Source organism: Rhodococcus sp. 06-156-4 (assembly GCF_002259345.1).
In the GTDB taxonomy this organism is placed as follows: domain Bacteria; phylum Actinomycetota; class Actinomycetes; order Mycobacteriales; family Mycobacteriaceae; genus Rhodococcoides; species Rhodococcoides fascians_E.
Map to the genome: position 1 here is coordinate 338,013 of NZ_NPGB01000036.1, position 21,002 is coordinate 359,014.

General features: G+C 63.1%; 19 protein-coding genes. 14 read left to right on the plus strand and 5 right to left on the minus strand.

What is annotated here, in order from left to right; translation table 11 throughout:
• Positions 1-24: 24 nt before the first annotated feature.
• Genes CH290_RS26265 through CH290_RS26280 form a run of 4 tightly spaced genes read right to left on the minus strand, consistent with a single transcriptional unit; the run spans position 25 to position 2,392 of the window.
• On the minus strand, positions 25-444 hold the full coding sequence (locus tag CH290_RS26265) for an aminotransferase class I/II-fold pyridoxal phosphate-dependent enzyme (RefSeq protein WP_052083202.1): 420 nt from the start codon (positions 442-444) through the stop codon (positions 25-27).
• A gap of 37 nt (positions 445-481) precedes the next feature.
• Entirely contained in the window at positions 482-1,084 is a 603-nt protein-coding gene (locus CH290_RS26270; protein ID WP_033189821.1) for an RraA family protein, read from the minus strand.
• On the minus strand, positions 1,081-1,740 hold the full coding sequence (locus tag CH290_RS26275; protein ID WP_033189820.1) for an RraA family protein: 660 nt from the start codon (positions 1,738-1,740) through the stop codon (positions 1,081-1,083). The genes CH290_RS26270 and CH290_RS26275 overlap by 4 nt, the downstream gene beginning before the upstream one ends.
• Positions 1,730-2,392 (minus strand): RraA family protein, encoded by a 663-nt coding sequence (locus CH290_RS26280; protein ID WP_052083201.1) that lies wholly within the window; start codon positions 2,390-2,392, stop codon positions 1,730-1,732. The genes CH290_RS26275 and CH290_RS26280 overlap by 11 nt, the downstream gene beginning before the upstream one ends.
• Before the next feature lie 75 nt (positions 2,393-2,467).
• Between CH290_RS26280 and CH290_RS26285 the strand changes: the two genes are divergently transcribed.
• Positions 2,468-3,358, plus strand: coding sequence for a LysR family transcriptional regulator (locus CH290_RS26285; protein ID WP_033189973.1), 891 nt, complete (start codon positions 2,468-2,470; stop codon positions 3,356-3,358).
• Between the two features lie 113 nt (positions 3,359-3,471).
• Positions 3,472-3,750 carry a hypothetical protein gene (locus CH290_RS26290; protein ID WP_026347485.1) on the plus strand — a complete coding sequence of 93 codons (279 nt, stop codon included), beginning with the start codon at positions 3,472-3,474 and terminating at the stop codon, positions 3,748-3,750.
• Positions 3,751-3,791: 41 nt separating this feature from the next.
• Here CH290_RS26290 and CH290_RS26295 read toward each other — a convergent pair whose 3' ends face one another.
• The gene (locus CH290_RS26295) at positions 3,792-5,084 is read right to left on the minus strand and encodes an NtaA/DmoA family FMN-dependent monooxygenase (RefSeq protein ID WP_019663393.1); all 1,293 of its coding nucleotides are present in this window, start codon (positions 5,082-5,084) and stop codon (positions 3,792-3,794) included.
• Positions 5,085-5,469: 385 nt separating this feature from the next.
• On the opposite strand from CH290_RS26295, the gene CH290_RS26300 reads away from it, so the two are divergent.
• The 12 genes from CH290_RS26300 to CH290_RS26355 all read left to right on the plus strand — a co-directional run bounded on the left by CH290_RS26300 (position 5,470) and on the right by CH290_RS26355 (position 20,959).
• Entirely contained in the window at positions 5,470-6,297 is an 828-nt protein-coding gene (locus CH290_RS26300; protein ID WP_020111263.1) for an ABC transporter ATP-binding protein, read from the plus strand.
• On the plus strand, positions 6,294-7,346 hold the full coding sequence (locus tag CH290_RS26305; RefSeq protein WP_033189818.1) for an ABC transporter permease: 1,053 nt from the start codon (positions 6,294-6,296) through the stop codon (positions 7,344-7,346). Before CH290_RS26300 ends, CH290_RS26305 begins: the two co-directional genes overlap by 4 nt.
• On the plus strand, positions 7,347-8,210 hold the full coding sequence (locus CH290_RS26310; RefSeq protein ID WP_020111265.1) for an ABC transporter permease: 864 nt from the start codon (positions 7,347-7,349) through the stop codon (positions 8,208-8,210).
• 183 nt (positions 8,211-8,393) lie between these two features.
• Positions 8,394-10,052, plus strand: a complete 1,659-nt coding sequence (locus CH290_RS26315; protein ID WP_052083200.1) for an ABC transporter substrate-binding protein — start codon at positions 8,394-8,396, stop codon at positions 10,050-10,052.
• 159 nt (positions 10,053-10,211) lie between these two features.
• Positions 10,212-11,519, plus strand: coding sequence for an NtaA/DmoA family FMN-dependent monooxygenase (locus CH290_RS26320; RefSeq protein WP_033189817.1), 1,308 nt, complete (start codon positions 10,212-10,214; stop codon positions 11,517-11,519).
• Positions 11,520-11,549: 30 nt separating this feature from the next.
• Complete coding sequence (locus tag CH290_RS26325; RefSeq protein WP_033189816.1) at positions 11,550-12,863, plus strand: NtaA/DmoA family FMN-dependent monooxygenase; 1,314 nt, start codon at positions 11,550-11,552, stop codon at positions 12,861-12,863.
• A 34-nt stretch (positions 12,864-12,897) separates the two neighbouring features.
• The gene (locus tag CH290_RS26330) at positions 12,898-14,187 is read left to right on the plus strand and encodes an NtaA/DmoA family FMN-dependent monooxygenase (RefSeq protein WP_020111269.1); all 1,290 of its coding nucleotides are present in this window, start codon (positions 12,898-12,900) and stop codon (positions 14,185-14,187) included.
• 95 nt (positions 14,188-14,282) lie between these two features.
• A complete protein-coding gene (locus CH290_RS26335; RefSeq protein ID WP_141216236.1) occupies positions 14,283-15,725 on the plus strand; it encodes an MFS transporter in 1,443 nt (480 codons plus the stop codon).
• Positions 15,722-17,011, plus strand: a complete 1,290-nt coding sequence (locus tag CH290_RS26340; protein ID WP_033189815.1) for an NtaA/DmoA family FMN-dependent monooxygenase — start codon at positions 15,722-15,724, stop codon at positions 17,009-17,011. Before CH290_RS26335 ends, CH290_RS26340 begins: the two co-directional genes overlap by 4 nt.
• Complete coding sequence (locus CH290_RS30825; RefSeq protein ID WP_052083199.1) at positions 17,011-18,474, plus strand: MFS transporter; 1,464 nt, start codon at positions 17,011-17,013, stop codon at positions 18,472-18,474. Before CH290_RS26340 ends, CH290_RS30825 begins: the two co-directional genes overlap by 1 nt.
• Positions 18,438-19,634 carry an NtaA/DmoA family FMN-dependent monooxygenase gene (locus CH290_RS26350; protein ID WP_020111273.1) on the plus strand — a complete coding sequence of 399 codons (1,197 nt, stop codon included), beginning with the start codon at positions 18,438-18,440 and terminating at the stop codon, positions 19,632-19,634. The genes CH290_RS30825 and CH290_RS26350 overlap by 37 nt, the downstream gene beginning before the upstream one ends.
• On the plus strand, positions 19,631-20,959 hold the full coding sequence (locus CH290_RS26355; RefSeq protein ID WP_033189814.1) for an NtaA/DmoA family FMN-dependent monooxygenase: 1,329 nt from the start codon (positions 19,631-19,633) through the stop codon (positions 20,957-20,959). Before CH290_RS26350 ends, CH290_RS26355 begins: the two co-directional genes overlap by 4 nt.
• The last annotated feature ends 43 nt before the right edge of the window (positions 20,960-21,002 follow it).

Sequence of the window (21,002 nt, forward strand, 5' to 3'; positions counted from 1 at the left end):
GTGTAGGGACGCGCGCCTGTGGACCTACAGCGCACTCAGTGCCGACCTCAGCTTGTCGAGTGCGGCGTCGAGTGTCTGGTCGCTTACCGCAAAGCACAGCCTCAATCCACCTGGGGCGCCGAAGGCCTCGCCCGGAACGACCGCGACACCTACCTCCTCCAGAAGCCACCCGGCCAACTCCGCTGACGTCGACACTCCAGAGTGGTTTCGGAGGAGAAGCTGCTCGACCGAGGAGAATACGAACATCCCGCCGTTCGGCACAGGACAGTCCACGCCGTCTATCTCACGAAGCGCAGCTACGGTCCGATCACGGCGAGTCCGGTAGTGCTGCACTGTCGACAGCAAGTCGGCTCGGTCGTGCGTGACCGCCTCCAGGGCTGCGACTTGGGTGATCAGCGGGACGTGTGTGATCGTCTGCGAAACGTGGCGCGTCGCTGCCGCCACGATGGCGCCCGGCCCGACAAGCCCGGCTTGGTAGCGGTCATGTCGCGCTACCGAACCGGTACAGGTCCAGAGTGGTCTTTCCCGCGCGAAGTTCCTCGAAGATCCGCTGCTCGTCCGCCGCCCGCGCGTCCGAGAGGTCGAGCACGCGTTCCACCTCGTTCTGCGGGATGGCTATGACGCCATCGGCGTCACCGACCACCATGTCTCCGGTTTCGATCTTCGTACCACCGACATCGACCGGCACCCCGAACGCGCCGGTAAATCCCTTGCGCGTACCGATGATGGAGATTCCTCGCGAGAACACTGGGAAGTCCATTGCGGCCAGTTCTACCGTGTCTCGGACTGCACCGTCGATGACAAGACCGATCAGTCCTCGTTGTCGCGCCGCGACTGCGAGCACCTCACCCCAGTGGCCGTGTCGAGCCCCACCGGCGTCCACGACAAGTACGTGACCGGACGGCGCCTGGGCTACCGCGTTGTGCAGCGCGAGGTTGTCTCCACCTACACCTTGAACGGTGTACGCAGGACCGGCGACGCGTGCTCCAGCCCAGGCGGGTCTGATAGCAGGGTCGAGAGCAACGTCGAGCTTCGATGCTTCGTAGATCGTGGCCGTCGCATGCCCACGCGCGAGATCCGTCATGTGGCGCTCTGCAGTGTGTGGTAGGAGAACTGCCGGCGCGCTTCATGCAGGGTGCTCCCGGAGCGGACGGCGTCGACGATGTCGGATTCGGTCTGCTCGATCTTCTCGGCGAGTGCAACGACCTCCGCGGCCTTGTCCGAAGCGACGACGAGAACCCCGTCGGAGTCCGCTACCACGATGTCGCCCGGCTCGATTCCGACACCGTCGATGTGGAGTGTTCCTTGTACCTCGACGAGCCGTACGCGGTCTTTTCCGGTTCGCATGAACCGCGCCACGCTCCACATCGGATAGCCCAGTTCGAGGGTGGTGGAGGTGTCGCGGCACGCCCCGAAAACAACGGTGCCTGCGATTCCGCGCGCCGCGGACGCTCGGGTCATGATCCCGCCCCACACCGTGCAGTCGGTACGACCCTGGTTGTCGATGATTATGACCGAGCCCGGTTCCACATCGTCGAGGAAGTCGCCTACCGTCCCGGGCTCATCGGTGATCGGCTCGTATCTGACGGTATAGGCAGGCCCGACAGCTCGAATCCGAGAGGCCGGATCGAGGGGCCCGATCCCGTGCAGGGAGCCGGCTTGCCCCAGCGCATCCAACGCGTCCGAAATCGACGCCGTAGGAATCTTTCCCAGGCGGGATACGATCGAGTTACTGGTCATGTTCTTCACTTCCTGCTAGTCGTGCGTCGTGCAGTGCATCAGCTATCGCGATGCCGTTGTGTAGGTCGCGGGCGATGCTTCTCTCACGCTCGACGATCTCCCGTGCGCCCGCCAGCACCGTGGACACCTTCGCGCGTGGCACGACAGCCACACCGGTCTCGTCCGCGACGACGACGTCTCCCGGCGACACCGACACCCCCGCAATGATCACTGTGTCGCCGGTGGACTTCTGCTGAAGGCGCCCACGCGCGGTAACTGGGATTCCACCACGGGAAAACACCGGATACCCCAATTCACGTGCTTCACCGATGTCGCGGCAGCAGCCGTCGGCGATGGTGCCGCGGACTCCCCTGAGGCTGGCGCCGAGACTGAGTAGCCCACCCCAGCACGACACGTCTGTGCGACCGGCATTGGCGATGACGATGATGTCGCTCTTGCCCGCGGTCGACACGGCTGTGCTCGCGATGTGCGGGCCGGCAGGACCAGGCACATACGGTTCGAGTTGAACCGTCACCGCAAACCCGACAATTTTCGATCCCGACACGGGAGCGATGCCGCCGATGCCACTCGGGAGACCAGCACCGTCGAGCGCGTCACTGACGGCCGCACTGTCGAGTTTCGCAAACTCGTCGAGAATCATTGTGTCGTCCATGCGAACAATTCGACCTCCACTGAGCGATATTGTGAAGGTCCGATTTGATCTGCCATCGATATGGAGAACGACTCAGTGGTCGAAATTCGTCAGGCTCGGTACTTCATCGCCGTTGCCGAAGAACTGCACTTCGGACGGGCGGCGTCTCGACTGCACATGTCGCAACCACCGCTGTCACAAGCTATTCAGCAGATCGAGCGAGACACTTCCGTCAAGCTGCTGAACCGGTCGAGTCGTTCCGTGAGCCTTACCCAGGCCGGGTCCGTGTTTCTCGAACACTGCCGAACTCTCGTCAAGCAAGCACAATTGGCAGAAACTGCTGCCCTGCAAGCCCAGAACGGTTACCTGGGGCAGGTTTCCATCGGGGCCGTATCGTCGGCCTTCGAGAACTTGCTGCCGAACGCGATCGCTGTCTATCGCCGGACTCGACCCGATGTCGAGATGTTCTTTCGCGAAGTCGATACCCATGTCGGGGCCCGAGCCGTGCTGCAGCACGATGTGGATATAGCGATCGTGAGACAAGCAACTGCCCCGTCCGGTTGTCGGGTGGTTCCACTACGGCAAGACCACTTCGTTGCGGCCGTGCCATCGACCCACCCTCTCGCGTCCACGGTCGGATCGATCGAATTGGCCTGGCTCGCCAAGGAAGCATGGATCTGGCTCCCGCGCGAGATTTCACCGGGGTACCACGACGAGATGGCTGCCGCATGCAGAGAAGCCGGCCTGACACCGGACACCCGCCACCGAGCAAACTCGATCAACAGCCAGATCGCCATGGTCGAATGCGGGCTGGGAGTGACAATCGTGCCGCATTCCTCGGCCTCGACGCCGTCCGACAGAGTCTCGTTCCTCGAACTCGTCACCCGGGCCCCTCTGACAGATCTGTCGATCATCTCTCGAATCGACACCGAACCCTCGATCGATCACTTCGTCGACTGTGCGACGCGGGTCGCTGCGATCGCGTGAGCCGGACAGACGGGCCGACTGTCCCGAATGCGCGTATCTTCGAGATCGCCGAGGGTGCCGAAAGAACCCACTCGGTGGCAACGCACGACTCGGTGCAACCCGTTGGAGGAGCTGTGGGCAAGAAACCGGCTGCACGGTCCCTGTACCGCGATGGCGCCGGGAGCGTCGCGCTGATTGCAGGCATCGTTGCAGTCGTCTGCGCGTTCGTCCCCTTCATCGGCGACTATCTCGCGATCCCCGCGGGCCTGGTAGCCGTCGTGTGCGGATGGGTCGGCCTCAGCCGCGCCGTCGACGGAACGGCCACCAATGGGCGCGAGGCAATGATCGGCGCCGCACTCGGCGGAACGGCGTTGTTCGTGGTGTTCCTGATGTTCGCCGCCTCGTACATGTAACCGTTCCGCCAGCGCGGAGCCCTCCGCGCACTCGGCGCCGGCTAGAACGCTGCGAGATTCTCGCGAAAGGTCGGCTTCGAATAACCGTCTCGGATCGCACCGCGGCGCCGGAGAGCGGGCGCGAGCCCGTCGCTGATCTCGGAGATCACCTTGCGAGTGACCGGAGACGCGATGAGGAATCCGTCGCCGCCCACGTAGTCCATCGCCTCGTCCATTTGTGCTGCAACGGATTCGGTGGTGCCCACGAGTTCGATGGACTCCACGGTCGGGTAGTTGGCGATGATCTCGCGTAATGTCTTGCCTGACTTTGCCATGTCCTCGAGGGTGCTCTTGTGCCCGTTGTACTTCGTCAGATCCGGTACAGGCGCGTCGATGTCGAATTGTGAGAAGTCGGTGCTCGAAAGGTAGGACATCGCAGCCAATACTCCGTCGATGTTGTTCTTCTGGACCTCGCGCATTCTGTCCCGTTTGACTGCCGCTTCTTGGTCGGTGTCGGCCATGATCGGGCTGACCAGAAACAGCACCTTGACATCGTCCGGTTTGCGTCCGTACTCGAGCAACCTCTTGCTGATGTCCTCGCGATACTCGCGCATCGCATCGAGTCCGCGCACGTTGGCAATGATCGTGTCGGCATGCTTGGCTCCGAACGCGCGACCTGCAGGCGAGCCGCCCGCCTGACAGATGACCGGACGCCCTTGTGGTCCACGTGGGACGTTGAGGGGACCGCGGGAGGCGTAATATTTCCCTTCGAACCCCACCTTGTGAATCTTCTCGTGGTCAGCGAAGACGCCGGATTCGGCATCGAGAACCAGGGCGTCCTCCTCCCACGAGTCCCACAGCTGAGACACGACGTCGATCCATTCGTCGGCCATCTCGTACCGCAGGCCGTGTTCGATCTGCTTCGGCAAGCCGTAGTTCTGGGCAGCACCGTCAGCACTTGCCGTCACCAGATTGATGCCGATCCTGCCCTTGGTCACATGATCGAGCGTTGCCATCAAGCGAGCAGCGAGAAAAGGCGGATAGAAGGTCGTTGCGACGGTGGCGATAATTCCGATTCGCTCGGTTGCCTGGGCCATCAGAGGTACGAGCGGCATCGGATCGAATCGGACGGTGGTGCCGCGACGCACCGAACTTTCGAACGTTCCGCGATACACGTCCGACAGAACGGAGGAGTCCTCCAGCATGATGTAGTCGAAGCCCGCCCGTTCGAGACTGCGCGCCGCGTCGACGAACAGATCCGGCCGCCCGACGTCGGCAGGTACATTGCCGGACCATGGCTGATTCCAGCCGTAGACACCGAATCCGGTTGTGAAGAACCACCCGAGATGCATCATGCGCCTGCACCTCTGGTCGGTCCTTGTTCGGGTTCGGCGTGATCGCGGGGCAGAAGTACGTTCATCGAAGTCCTCTCGGGTTTCCATGGGCAGCGGTAACGCTGCGTGCGCACCAGCTTGGGGGAATCGGATTAACGAACATGGCCCAGGCGTAACTGACCGATTACGCCGCGCACTCGGCCTGCTGGGGGCCGTTTCGGACGCCGATAACGCCACAGAGAGGTAGATCACAATGGCGTTTAGAGGATTCTCAAGGCTCTGACCAGGCATTTCACCTGGCGTAATACTTCGGTTACGCCTCGAGGCGCTTTCAGTAACGAGTCTGAAGAAAGCTCTGCGGTCAAGGCAGTACATCTGCTGATGACGAACGGGTTGGAGGATCGTGATGAGTGGCACTGTGCGCGGTGCATACGCCGAGATCGACGCCAGGCACCTCGGCAAGAGTTTCCATCGCCGTGGGTCCGGCAAGGCTGCTGTGAACGACATCAGCATGAAGGTCACGTCTGCGTCGGCCATCGGAATCGTCGGTGAGTCCGGGTCGGGCAAGTCGACGTTGGTCCGAATGATGTGCGGGCTGCTGGAGCCCACCGATGGCACTGTGGCGTACAACGGCGCAGCATTACCCGGCGTGTTGTCGACCCGAGGAGGACGCCGCGAATTTCGTTCCCGCATACAGTACGTCGCTCAGGACACGACGTCGTCGTTCGATCCGAGGCGAACGCTGCGTGACGCCGTGCGGCTACCTGCGCAGCGTTTGCTCGGTATGGACACCGAGACGGCGAACGTCCGCGTCGACGAGACACTCGCGTCTCTCGAACTGGACCCGTCGATGGCAGATCGGTACCCCGCCGAAGTCTCGGGAGGTCAGCGGCAACGCTTCTCGATCGCACGTGCGCTCGTGGTGAAACCGCGGATTCTGTTGTGCGACGAAGTGGTCTCCGCGCTCGATGTGTCGGTCCAGGGAGCAATACTGAACATGCTCAAGAGTTACTGCGCGGCCGAGGACTGCGGCTTGGTGTTCGTGTCGCATGGTTTGCCCGCCACAGCCTTCATCGCCGACGACATCGTCGTCATGCGTAGCGGCGTCATCGTCGAACAGGGCACCACCGACGACGTGGTCGAGCGACCGCAGGACCCGTACACCGAGCAGTTGCTCGAGGCGTACAGAGGACTCGACGAAGTCGAGCAGCTAGCCGTGGCAGCAGCCCGATGAACGCGCTGCAGAATTTCGTCGGCCGCCAGCGTTGGTGGCTGGGGCGTGTGGCGGTGCTACCTCTACACCTGCTGGTGTTCGCAGTTGCAGCCTTCTTCCTGGTGCGAGCGATCCCCGGCGACCCTGCGCGTGAAGTAGTCGGACCTGAGGCCACCGAAGCAGACTATCTGGCCACCAAGGCCGAGCTGGGACTCGACGGAAGTCTGTGGAGCCAACTCATGTCCTATCTGGGTAACCTCCTGCACTTCGATCTCGGAAACGCCATCATGACGGGTAGACCGGTGACCACTGACATCGCTGACCGCTTACCCGGCACACTCGAACTGGCCGGCATCGCGTTCACTTTTCTCGTCGCGGTGACTCTGCTGTTGTCAGCCATTGTCGTGGCGTGGCCCGGCTCTCTCGCATCGCGCGCCGTGCGCGGTTACGCCCAGGCAGCGGGCGCGGTGCCCGAGTTCGTCGTGGGCGTCGTCGGAATCTTCCTTTTCTATGCGACGCTTCAGGTCGTCCCGGCCCCCTCGGGGCGGGTGCGACCTGGGCTGACCGAACCCGATCCGATCACTTCTCTCCCTTTGCTCGACGCCGTCCTACGCGGGGACACCGTGGTGGTGTCCTCGATGGCCTCACACCTGTTGTTGCCGATCTCGGTTCTCGTGGTCTCGGTTACGCCCATTCTTCTCAAACAGCTTCTGACTGCGTTGGATTCGAGCCTGACCGCGGGCCCGACGCTGTTCAAGGTTGCTACGGGATCGGCGCGCAAGTACATCTATCTCAGTGCCTATCGGCGGGCCCTCCCTCCGACGGTGTCACTGTTCGGCATGGTCTTCGGTTCGCTGCTGGGCGGTGCCGTGATTCTCGAGACTCTCTTCGGCCTCGGCGGAATGGGCACCTATGCCGTGGAGGCCGTTGCCGCAACGGATCTCATTGCTCTACAGGGCTTCCTGTTGGTGGTTGCCGCGATATCGCTGATCGTGTTCCTGTGTGTAGACCTGATCAACATGCTGCTCGACCCTCGGCGCAAGCCGGGTCGGCAAGGAGGTGCTTCCTAGATGGCCGGCGTCACGACTTCTGCACGCGAGACTCGAAAGACGAAGCGCGCCTCACCCAAGACCCTCCTGCTGTTCGTGCCCGTCGCCCTCGTGCTTCTGGTAGCGCTCGTCGGACCGTGGATCGTACCGTTCGATCCGACGAAAGTTGTCGGCGCGCCGTCGCTTTCACCGAACTCGGAGTTCCTGCTGGGCACCGATTCCACGGGACTCGACGTGTTCTCTCGAACCATCGCCGGCGCACGGATCGACGTCACCATCGCGTTGTTCGTCACGATCGCATCGACAGTGGGTGGCATTCTCATCGGCCTCACGATCGGAATGAACGAGTCAGGACGTGGGCTCGGCGGATTCCTGGCGCGCGGCGCCGCCCGGTTCCTGGACCTCCTCGAGGCAGTACCCACCGTGATCGTCGCACTCGTCGTCGTCTCGTTCTTCGGCACTTCGTCGTTGACGATGATCTTCACGTTGTCGGTGATTCTCGCACCGATTCAGGCACGGTTGGTGCGCACCGAGGTCTTGCGGGTTCGAGGAGACGCCTACCTCGACGCTGCCCGGCAGGCCGGTCTCAGCGAGACCCAACTCGTCTTCCGGCACGTGCTTCCCAACTCGTCCGTCCCTGCGTTGCAGAACGCGTCGGTGGTGTTCGGACTGACGATCATCCTGACCGCGGCTCTCGGCTTCCTCGGAGTGGGTCTCGCACCTCCCACACCGGAATGGGGATCGATGATCACGCGCGGCGCCGGCGATGCGGCGATCGGAAAGCTCTGGGCCGCCGGCGCACCCGCGTTCGCTCTGTGCGCGACAGTGGCTTCCGTCGCCATCGTCGGCCGTCATCTCACGAAAGACACGCGTCGCTCCCACTGACGCGGCGGGAGCGCAGCCGGCGGAGTGACCCCATTCGTGCGCGGGAGCGCAGCCGGCGGAGTGACCCCATCAGCACACGGACAGCGCTGTCCGAGCACGTGCACCTCCCATTTTCACGGGCGTCGACAAATTGACACGCGACACCCGTCGATCCCCCATGCATCGACGAAGGAGACACTCGTAGTGAAACACTCCCATCGCCTACCTTTCGGGCTCAAGTGGTCCATCCCGCTTCTCGCGGGCGCGCTCGCGCTGAGTGCGTGCTCCGACGGTGGGTCCGCAGGATCCGACGCGGCCAGCACCGGCGAAATCATCGTCGTGACCCCCGACCAGGCGTCGAACGTCGTCCGTGACTACGGCTACACCGCGGGTACGGACAACCAGGACGTCACGAACAACATGCACGCGCAGCTCATCCGCAAACCGTACGTGGAAGAGGACGGCTCGGACGCTCTGGTGCAGGACTACTACAACTTCGAGCCGTACTTGGCCGAGAGTTACGACGTCAGCGAGGATCAACTCGTCTACACCTTCAAGCTGAAGCAAGGTGTGTCGAGCCAACAAGGTAACGAACTCGACGCCGACGACGTGCTGTGGTCCTTCGAGCGCAAGTTCGCGACTCCGGGTGGCGGTATGGCCGGTTACTTCAAGCCGATGCTGACCGACCCGGTCACTCAGATTCAGAAAATCGACGACTACACGGTCAGTTTCACCGTGGAGAAAGCGGGCTACGGCCTGACGTTGCTGGCTAACCTGGCCGAGAACATCGGATCGATCTACGACAGCAACTATCTCATCGAGAACGCCACTCCCGACGATCCTTACGCCGTGCAGTGGGGTGCCGAGGACATGATGCGCGGCAATTTCGGTTACGGCGCTTACATGTTGGAGTCGGTGACTCCGGGCCAGGAGATCGTCATGAAGGCTAACCCCGACTTCGTCCTCGGCGAGCCCGAGGTGAAGCGGATGATTCGACGAGTAGTCGCCGATCCTGCAACGCGCGCCAACATGGTCACCCGCGGGGACGCCGATGTTGCGCTCGCGCTGCGTTCCTCGGACCAGGCAACGCTCGAGGGAAACGAGGCGGTCACGGTACCGACGACCACCTCGAACCAGTACCTGCTGTACGCGATGAACACCACCACTGCCCCATTCGACGACGTGCGGGTGCGCCAGGCCATGGCCTACGCGATCCCCTACGACCAGATCATGTCCGACGTCTTCTTCGACCGCGCGTACAAGTACAACCACGTTCTGGACGACAAAGCGCCCAACTGGGATGGATCCGCCCTACCGCAGTACGACGGTGATCCGGAACGTGCGAAGCAGATGCTCGCGGAGGCCGGCATGCCGGACGGCTTCGCGTTCACGCTCAGCGTCAACAACCAGCTCCCCGCTGCGCAGGACACTGCAATTCAGATTCAGTCGTACGCTGCCGAAGCCGGCATCGACGTCACCATCTCCGAAGTTCCTGCGGCTCAACTCAACGCTGAGCAGCTCGACGGGAAGATCCAGGCCAGCCTCTCGATCGGCGCATCGGTGACCATGACCCCGCCGTACTCGCTGCAGTTGCTCACTCAGCCGGGTGGTGGCTCGAACACCGCACTGTGGAACGATCCCGAATTCCTGGGTCTCGTCGATCAGGGACTGAATGCAGGCGACGCTCTGAGCCCGGAGGCCGGGGAGTACTGGAACGCGGCAGAGCTTCGTATGACCGAGCAGGCGCCGTACATCTTCATTGCTCGTGTGCGCCCGTCGGTGGCCTTGGAGGCAGGCATCGACGGCTTCGTTCAACGCACCGATTTCCGTATCGACTACTCGAACCTGTCGTTCCCGCAGTAGCTCCGCCCGTTCGGTCGGTGGTCATATCCCGCCAACCGACCGAACTGCGTGCGAGAACGCAGAAGATACGCGGCGAAATCGGGCGGCTACCAACCGCGCCGCTTCTCGAAACATCCCCGCGGTGAAGTCGACTCACACACCGGCAGAAACGAACGGACTATGACAGACAAAAGATTTCATCTCGGCTGGTTCGGCAGCTTCGTCCCGGCCGCCTGGAACACCACTTTCGAAGGCACCGACAGCGAAGACTGGTTGAACGGCGACTTCTACGTCGACTTCGCCCGTACGCTCGAGCGCGCATGCTTCGATTTCCTTCTGCTCGAGGACTCGTCGATGGTCTCGGACACCTACGGCGGGAGCTCGGAGGCGACACTCCGCACGGGTGGATGGGCTCCGAAGGGTGACCCCATGGCTCTTGCGCCGCTCCTGACGCGTGCGACGGAGCGATTGGGAATCTCCATCACGGCGTCCACGTCGTTCTATCCTCCTTACCTGCTGGCTCGGTCGATCGCGTCGCTCGATCATCTCTCGTCGGGGCGTATCGCGTGGAATGTCGTCACCTCCAGCGAGGATCGCGCCGCGCAGAACTTCGGAATGGACACACTTCCGCCCCACGACGAGAGATATGCCCGCGCCGACGAATACGTCGGACTGGTCGAACAACTCTGGGATTCCTGGGATGCCGACGCGGTGGTGATGGACCGCGCGACATCCACCTACGTGGACCACACCAAGGTCCACACCGTCGACTTCCGGGGCAAGTACAACTCGTCCCGCGGCCCCCTCAACACCCTCCCGTCCCCCCAGGGCCGTCCGGTGATCACGCAAGCAGGCGGCTCCCCCGCCGGCCGCGATTTCGCGGCCAAGCACGCCGACATGGTCATGGCGCTGCCCAAGGGCGTTCCCGCGATGAAGGAGTACCGCGCCGACATCCGGAGGCGCATGGTCGAACACGGACGCGACCCGGATTCGGCGAAGGTGATGTACGTCGTCTCACCGATTCTCGGCGAGACACATCAGGATGCTCTCGACCGCAAGGAGCGCAAAGCCGACGCGGTGCGCGCCAATCCGATGGGTCCGCTCATCGGATGGTCGGCGAGCATGGAGATCGACTTCTCCACGTTCGATCTCGACAAACCACTTCCCGAGGACGTCCACACGAACGGTCATCAGTCCACACTGGAGAACTTCCGCAAGTGGGCAGACGGACGGACACTCCGCGAAGCATGCGTCGCCTACCGCACCGAATCCATGGAGCTGGTCGGCACTCCCGACGAGGTGGCCGAGCAGATGGGCGAGGCCATGGACGAGATCGGCGGTGACGGATTCCTCATCTGGAGCCAACCCCACAACCGACGCTACATAGGAGAAATCGCCGACGGACTGGTTCCCGCCCTGCAACGACGTGGACTGATGCGAACCGAGTACACGGGCGAACACCTTCGCGATCATCTTCTCGAATTCTGACTCGACACGTCTCGATCACTGGAGAACAACATGACTGCCAACAAGTTTCACCTGGGCTGGTTCCTCGGCGCCGGGTTCGGTGTCCAATCCTGGAACCAGCCGTGGTCCGGTACCGGTGCCACCGACTGGATGATGCCCGATCAGTACGTCGACCTTGCACACTCGCTCGAACGCGCGTGTTTCGACTTCCTGATCATGGAGGATTCCGTGCAGGTCTCCGACACCTACAAGGGGTCGATGGAGTACTACCTCGCGACGGCATCTGCCGCGCCCAAACACGATCCCGCTGCACTCGCGGCAATCCTCTCCTACACCACCAAGCACCTCGGCATCGTGCCGACGCTCACCACGACGTTCTACCACCCGTACACCGTCGCCCGTTTGATGTCGACGCTCGATCACATCGCGGAGGGTCGCATCGGCTGGAACATCGTGACCGGCAGCAACACCCGTGCAGCACAGAACTACGGCTTCGACATGCCCGAGCACGATCTTCGGTACGACATGGCCGACGAATTCGTCGAACTGACTCGCAAGCTGTGGGACTCGTGGCAGGAGGGCGCGGTGGTGGCCGACACCGCGCCAGGTGGCATCTACGCCGACCACGAGAAAGTGAACCGGATCGACTTCGAGGGCAAGTTCTACAAGTCCCGAGGACCGCTCAACACCGTTCCCAGCCCACAGCGACGACCGGTGTTCCTGCAGGCAGGAGGCTCGGACAAAGGCAAGGAGTTCGCCGCCAAACACGCCGATGCCATCATCTCCAACCCGCACGGCACCGACAAGATGCGCCGCTACCGCGAGGACATTCGCCAGGGTGCCGCCGAAGCCGGTCGTAACCCCGATGACGTCAAGGTCATGTATCTGATCTCGCCGATCCTGGGTGAGACGACTGCCGAGGCCAAGGCAAAGCACCAGCGACGCCAGGACGCAGCATCGCGCAACATCGATGGCCTGCTGGCCGGCCGGTCTCATCTGTCCGGTATCGACCTCAGCCAGTTCGACCTCGATGCACCGTTGCCTGCGGACCTCGAAAGCAACGGCCACCGAAGCAGTTTCGCCGAGTTCAAGGGAGACGGGACACAGACCCTGCGCGAGCGGATCACCAGCCACAGTGCAATCGACACGCTCGAATTCGTCGGCACCCCGGACGATGTCGCCGACATGATGGACGGCGTGATGCAGGAGGTCGGTGGCGACGGGTTCCTCATTGCCGGGGCGCCGATGAACCGCAGATACGTCGCCGAGATCACCGACGGGCTCGTCCCCGCACTCAAGCGTCGCGGGTTGACCCGTACCTCCTATGAGCACAAGCACTTCCGCGACAACCTTCGCGCATTCTGATCTGTCGATCGCATACACGTAAGAAAGAGGACACATGTTCCACTTGGGTTGGTTTCTGAGCTGGCAGGTACAGTCGTGGAACCAGATGTGGTCGGGTGAGGGCGGTACCGAATGGAACCACCCCGAACTCTACATCGACATGACGCGGGCACTCGAACGTGCAGGCTTCGACTACATCATGTTCGAGGACGGCTCGTTCGTACCGGACTCGTTCGGCGGCAACGCTAAATGGTGGTTGGCCAACGCACGGTCGGTCCCGAAGCAGGATCCGCACTCCCTGCTCCCCATCCTCAGCCAGTTCACAGAGCACCTGGGGCTCATCGGCACGATGACGACGTCCTTCCATCCGCCCTACATGGCAGCTCGCACGGCTGCGACGCTCGATCATCTCAGCCACGGCCGAGCAGGCATCAACCTCGTCACCTCGCACAACGTGCGCACCGCGCAGAATTTCGGGTTCGAGGAGATGTTCGAGCACGACCACCGGTACGAGATGGCGGACGAGTGGATCGATCTTGTCAAGCAGCTGTGGGCATCGTGGGAGCCGGACTCCGTGCGCCTCGACCGTGAGGCCGGAGTGTTCGCAGATTTCGAGAAGGTCCACGCCATCGACTTCAAGGGCACGTATCACTCGTCTCGTGGACCGCTGAACACGACGCCGACGCCGCAAGGCCGTCCGGTGATCTGCCAAGCCGGTGGCTCTCCGGCGGGACGCGGATTCGCCGCCAAGCACGCCGAAACCATCTTGGCTCAGGTCGAAAACGTCGAGGCGATGAAGACGTACCGTGACGACGTTCGCGCACGAATGGTCGCTGAGGGCCGAGATCCCGACTCGTGCAAGATCATGTTCATCGTCAGTCCCGTTCTCGGTGAGACCCAGCGCGAGGCCGAGGACAAGCACGAACGCATCCTCGCCGGCTTCCGCAACGACATCGACGTCAACCTCGCCTCGATGTCCTACGCCAGCGGAATCGACTTCTCGAAATTCGATCTGGATGCGCCGATTCCTTCGGTGGAGACCAACGCAGGCCGCGGCACGATGGCGTTGATTGGAGCGAACACGACCGGAATGACTCTGCGCGAGGCAGCGAGCTCGGACATCCGCAAGTCAGTAGACCTGATCGGGACGGCCGACGCCGTGGCCGAGCAGATGGGTGAGATCGCAGCGGAGGTCGGCGGGGACGGATTCTTGATCGCCGGCAGTGTGCACCGCAGGTACATCAGCGAGATCACCGACGGCCTGGCGCCCGAGCTGCGCAAGCGAGGCTTGATCCGCGACGGCTACGCGCACGAGTTGTTCCGCGACAACCTGATGGACTTCTGATCGACGCTGCAGGGGCGTACACGCCGGTGGATGCGCGGCCACCGTCGCGCCCCGACAACTATCCGTGGCGAGTGCTGTCCGTCACCGGGCTAGGCATGAGCATCACCTTCGTCTCGGTGAGCATGCTGCCGGTGGCCTTGCCGGACATGAGCGCAGGCTTGAACGCCTCTGCAGCGCAGACCGATTGGTTCATGCTCGCGTATCTGCTGACGACCGCCGTCTTCATTCTGGTTCTGGGAAAGGTAGCCGACATCCTCGGCCGACGGCCGGTCTACCTTGCGGGCCTCGCACTGCTGACGGTCAGTGGTGCGGTGATCTCACTGTCGAGCGATCCAGCTCTGGTGATCGCGTTACGGGTCGTGCAGGGCGTCGGCGCTGCCGCGGTGATCACCAACACCACCGCGCTGCTGGTCGAGGCCTTCGCGCCAGCGCAACTGGCGATCGGAATCGGTTGGAACATCACGATCATGTCGCTCGCCGTTTCGATCGGCCCGCTCCTGGGCGGTGTTCTGACCGAAACGTCAGGGTGGCGCGGCGTCTTCGGAGTCGTCGTACCCCTCGGAGTGCTCGGGACGGTCTGGGCCGCGATCACATTGCGCCGGACCGATCGGCCACCCCGCGTCGCGAGGTTCGACTACGCCGGTGCGGTGGGATCGATGGTTGTGCTCGGATGCCTCGTCTACGGGGTGAACCGTGGTGGCAGTGTCGGGTTCGGTTCGGTGCACGCGTTGTTCCCCTTGGCCGTGGTCGTCCTGGGCCTTCCCTTGTTCTGGTGGTGGGAACGGCGCACCGTCGACCCGATCGTCGATCCCGCCTTGCTGACCAGCCGCTTCCGCGGCTGCGCCTACAGCGCGTCGTTTCTCGTCACCATCGCCGAGGGTGCAGTGGCGGTGACGATGTCCCTGTACCTCCAGAGTGTCGAAGGACGGAGTCCGATCGAGGCAGGACTGCAGATCACGGCACTGGCGGTCGGCACGACGATGATGTCGCCGATCGCCGGTCGGCTGGCGACTCGCGTACGGACGCGAGTGCTGACCACGGCCTCCACGCTCGGCACGGCCGCCGTACTCACGGTGTTGGCTCTGCACATCGGCGGACCTGCAGCGGATGTGCCTGTCGTCGTCGTACTCTTCGCGCTCGGACTGACCGGTGCGATCTTCAAGACCGCAAATGCTGCGGCAATCAACGTCGGCGTACCGCCCAACCGATCCGGCATGGCGAACGGGCTCCGTGTATCGCTGGACAACACGGCGGTGACGGTCAGCACTGCGCTTGCGTTGGTCCTGGCCGTGTCGGCATTGCCTCCTGCGCTCCGCGAACTCGTCTACTCCGGGGACGCCCTCATGCTGCCGGCATCGGAAACAAGCTCCCTGACAACAGGGTTCGTCGTAGCAATCGCAATGATGGCGGGCAGCGCCCTCGCCGCCAGTGTTCCGTCGACACTGCGCGGAGTCCGAGACGACGAACCGTCGGAAATCCGGAGAGTCCGTCGCCTTTCATCCGAACGACAATCGAGAACAAGGAGTACACGGCAATGACCAAATTTCATCTGGGGTGGTTCACCAACTTCTCCAATCCGCCGTGGAACACCACGTGGGCCGGCGACGAGGGCAAGACGTGGGCGAACGGTGAGCTGCACGTCGACTTCGCGCGAGCACTCGAGCGGGCCTGCTTCGACTACATCATGCTCGAGGATTCGTCGATGGTCTCGGATGCTTTCGAGAACTCGTCCCGCGTCGACCTGAAGTACGGCCTCTACGCCCCCAAACACGACCCGGTCACGCTGGTGCCGGTGCTGACGGCCGCGACCAAGCACATCGGAGTCATCGCAACCTGCTCCACATCCTTCTACCCACCGTGGCTGCTCGCTCGCCGCTTCTCGACGCTCGACCACGTCAGCAAGGGCCGTGTCGGCTGGAACGTCGTCACCTCCAGCGAAGATCGTGCTGCGCAGAACTACGGTATGGACAAGCTGGCCGAGCACGACCAACGATACGAACGCGCGGACGAATTCGTCGATCTGGTCAAGCAACTCTGGGCATCGTGGGAGGACGACGCGATGGTGCTCGACCGCGAGAGCGGCACGTACGTCGATCACACCAAGGTGCACGTCACCAATTTCCGTGGCAAGTTTCACACCTCGCGCGGCCCCCTGAACCTTCCGAAGTCCCCGCAAGGTGAACCGGTGATCTGCCAAGCCGGCGGCTCACCGCGCGGCCGGGAGTTCGCCGCGCGCAACGCCGAGACCATTCTGAGCGCGGCCAAGGATCCTGTCGCGATGAAGGCGTTCCGGGACGACATCCGGATGCGAATGGAGAAGGCAGGACGCGATCCTGACAGCTGCAAGATCATGTTCATCACCCAACCCGTGCTTGCCGATACCGACGCCGACGCGAGGGCGAAGGTCGAACGAATGACTGCGGACGTCGACTCACGTATCGAATCCGCACTCGGTCACATCTCGGCCCTCACCGAAATCGACCTCTCGAGTTACGAACTGGACGAGGAGTTTCCCGAACTGTCCACCAACGGACATCGAACGACGTTGGGCGACTTCCTCTCCTACGGAAACACGCCGCGCAAGGCTGCTCTCGGATGGTCGATGAAGAACGTGCACTACGTGGGAACACCCGACTCGGTCGCCGAGCAGATGGGCGAGACGATGGACTTCGTCGGAGGCGACGGCTTCCTCATCACGGGCAGCATCGGACGACGCTACGTCGGCGAGATCACCGAGGGGTTGGTGCCTGCACTGCAGCGACGCGGCCTCGTACGCACGAAGTACGAGCACGCGCACTTCCGTGACAACCTCCTGTCGTTCTGATGCGCTTCCCTCGACGCGATTCGGTCGTGCCGGGCCCGGTGTACGCATTGGCGTTCGTCAACGTGTGTATCGGGCTCGGGTACGGCGTCGTCGCACCGGTCATCCCCGTGTTCGCACGGGACTTCGGTGTCAGCGACCTCGCTGCATCGTCCGTGGTCAGCATCTACGCGTTCACTCGCGTGCTGGCCTCGTTCGGTGCGAGCCGCATCCTGCTCCGCTTCGACGAGCGGACGGTACTCACGATCGGCCTGCTCCTCGCTGCGGCATCGTCACTGGCTGCGGCCTTCGCACCCACGTTCCTGGCTCTGCTGTTGCTCCGAGCGGTCGGGGGAATCGGGACGGCGATGTTCACCGTATCGGGGCAGCAACTGCTGTTCCGTTACAGCACAGCAGAGAGCGGAGGGCGTACGGCGTCGGTGTTCCAGTCGGGTTTCCTGATCGGCGGGGTACTCGGTCCGGTTATCGGGGGTGCCGTCGCCCTGGTATCACTGCGAGCCCCCTTCCTGACGCACGCGATCACCCTGATAGTCGGAGTTGCAGTGGTGTGGCTGGCGTTCCGATCCAGCGACCGCAAGGACGCGGCAGCCGGCGTCGAGCACGACCTGTCCACGCGACCCGAGCAGATGAGTCTGCTGGACGCGCTTAGTCATCCCGGCTTTCGCGCGGCGATCTCGTCCAACTTCGCCAACGGGTGGATAGGCAACGGCGTTCGCTTCACTCTCGTTCCACTGTTCGTCGCAACCGTCATCGGTGGGAGCCCGTTCGTCTCGGGGTTGGTCCTGGTCGTCGGTGCGATCGTACAGATCGTCGTGGTCAAACCCGCCGGGATCCTCGTCGACCGATGGGGGCGTCGCCCGATGCTGGCCGCAGGATCGGCCTTGATCTTGCTCGGCATCGTTCTGCTCGCTGTCTTCCCGACCCTGTTGGTGCTCGTCTCGACCATGATCCTGTGGGGTATCGGCGGAACATTCGCAATGGTGGCGAGTGCTGCAACGGTAGGAGACGTACTGCACGGGCGGGGAGGAACGCCGATCGCCGTGTACCAGGTGACCTTCGACGTCGGAACCATGCTCGGCCCACTCGTCGCCGGTGCAGTGGCCGCGCAGACCTCCTACTCCCTGGCATTCACCGCAAGCGTTCCCGTGGCAATACTGGCCGTTCTGCTTGCGCTCCGGCCATGGCGAACCAACGGAACGGCGACCCCGGATTCCAAGGTGGTCGTCACCGACGAATCCGCGACCTCGGCGTCGTCCATCAGATCTTTACCGACCAAGGAACATCGCGAGCACCGCTCGAGAAATGAGGAGAGATGTCAACACCGTTCACCCTCGGCTGGTTCACCAACTATCTCGTCCCGGACTGGACGGGCCCGTGGGCAGGAACCGGCGGAACGGACTGGGCAGACGGATCTTTCGCTGTCGACATCGTGCGGAAGTTCGAGCGAGCGGGAATCGACTTCGTGATGCTCGAGGACTCGACCGCGCTCACCGACATCTACGGGGGCACGTTCGAATCCGAACTCAAGTGGACACCGAGGGCACCCAAGCATGATCCGATGGCTCTGGCATCGAGACTCGCGTACGAGACCGACGACATCGGCATCGTCGTCACCGCATCGACGAGCTTCTATCCCCCATTTCTGCTGACACGGTTGCTCTCCACCCTCGATCACCTCAGTCACGGCCGAATCGGCTGGAATATCGTCACCTCGACCGGCGACCGAGCGGCTCAGAACTTCGGCCACGACACCCTCCCTGGCCACGACGAACGATACGAGATCGCCGAGGAGTTCGTCGACGTGGCCAACGCCCTGTGGGCGTCCTGGGACGGCGACGCCGCGTCGCCGATTCACCCTGGCTTGGAGTCCTACGTCGATCACACCAAAGTTCGCACCATCGACCACGCCGGTAAGCACTTCAAGGTTCGCGGTCCGCTGAACACACTGCCGAGTCCTCAGGGCAAACCCGTCATCTGTCAGGCGGGAGCGTCCCCGTCGGGCATCGATCTGGCTGCCCGTGTCGCCGATCTCGTGGTGTCCGCGCCGAAGGGCCGCGCTGCGATGCGTACGTATCGAGACACGATTCGCTCGCGCGCAGCTGGTTTCGGCCGAAATCCGGACGATGTCAAGGTTCTGTACATGGTGACGCCCATCCTGGGCGAGACCGAGAAGGACGCACGCCGTCGCGCGGAGCGTTACTACGAGCCCACCGACGCCGCGATTGCGCGGCGTCTGATCATGCTGTCCGGCGACATCGACTTCTCTCGGTTCGACGTCGACCAGCCGATTCCGGACGATCTGCACACCGAGGGGAGCACCAGCATCTTGGAGAATCTACGTACCTGGGCGGCAGGACGGACCATCCGCGAGACTGTCGCGGCAGAACGAACAGAGTCGCTCAGGCTCGTCGGGACGCCTGCATCGGTAGCCGACGAAATGGAAAGCGTCATCGAGGAGGTCGGTGGTGACGGGTTCCTGTTCTTCGGCGGTGGTGGCGGTGTGCTGAACCGGCGATACGTCGACGACGTGTGCGACGGATTGATGCCAGAGCTTCGTCGCCGCGGCGTCGCCGGCACCGGGTTCCGAGGCCAGAGCCTCCGTGAGCACCTGGCAGGTGCGCGATGAGCACGCCGCGGATGCACCTCGGTTGGTTCACCAGCTTCCGTCCTCCGGTGTGGACATCGCATTGGACCGGGTCCGACGCCGATTCCTGGGCGGACGGACGCTTCCATGTGGAGATGGCGCGGGCTCTCGAACGCGCGGGCTTCGATTACCTGATGCTTGAGGACTCATCGATGGTGTCCGACATCTACGGTGGGACAACCGAGTTCGACCTCGCCAAGGCTCAGTACGCGCCCAAACACGATCCGGTAGCCCTCGTTCCGATGCTCGCAGCCGCGACCTCCCGGCTCGGGATCGTCGCGACGATGTCGACAAGTTTCTATCCCCCGTATCTGCTCGCGCGTACCGTCTCGACGCTGGATCACATGTCGCACGGACGAGTCGGGTGGAACGTGGTGACCTCCAGCGAGGATCGCGCTGCGCAGAACTTCGGAATGGACGCCCTGCCACCGCACGACGAACGATACGAGCGCGCGGAGGAGTTCGTCGAAGCAGTCGACGCGTTGTGGAAGTCGTGGGAACCGGACGCGGTGGTACTGGACCGCGAGTCGGGTACGTACGCGGACCACACCAAGGTCCACGATGCGAACTACGTCGGAAAGTTTCATCGCACGCGGGGGCCGCTGAACACGCTCCCGATGCCGCAGGGGCGTCCGGTGATATGCCAGGCAGGCGGTTCACCCCGTGGACGCGCGTTCGCGGCACGCAACGCGGACACCATCATCTGTCAGGCTCAAGGCATCGAGGCGATGAAGGCCTACCGCGACGACGTACGAACGATGGCATCCGACGCCGGTCGCGATCCCGACTCGATCAAGATCATGTACATCGTTTCTCCGGTCCTGGGTGAAACCGATGCCGAGGCAGCCGAGCTCGATGCTCGGTCCAGGGAAGCGACCGACGGCCGAGTGCACGCGGCATTGGCGCACCTGTCGGCTGTGACGGGCAACGATCTGTCGACCATGGACATCGACGCTCCCCCGCCGCCGTTGTCCACCAACGGTCACCGCACCACGTTGGCGGATTTTCTCGCCGGATCCGGAGGCAGCAAGTTCAACGAGGACGGCTCCGAGAAGACGCTCCGGCAACTCGCGGCGACGTGGTCGATCACGTCGGTCCCCCTGGTCGGAACTCCGGAGACAGTGGCCGAACGAATGGAAGAGGTGATCGACGCTGTCGGGGGTGACGGTTTCCTGATGACCGGAAGGCTCGGTCGGCGTTACTACACCGAGGTCACCGACGGGCTCGTGCCAGCGCTGCGGCGTCGAGGATTGGTGCGTGACGGCTACGCGCACAGGCACTTCCGAAGCAACCTGCTGGACTTCTGACCCACGTCTCGAAAGCCGCTGTCCTACTGGACAGCAACGGAGC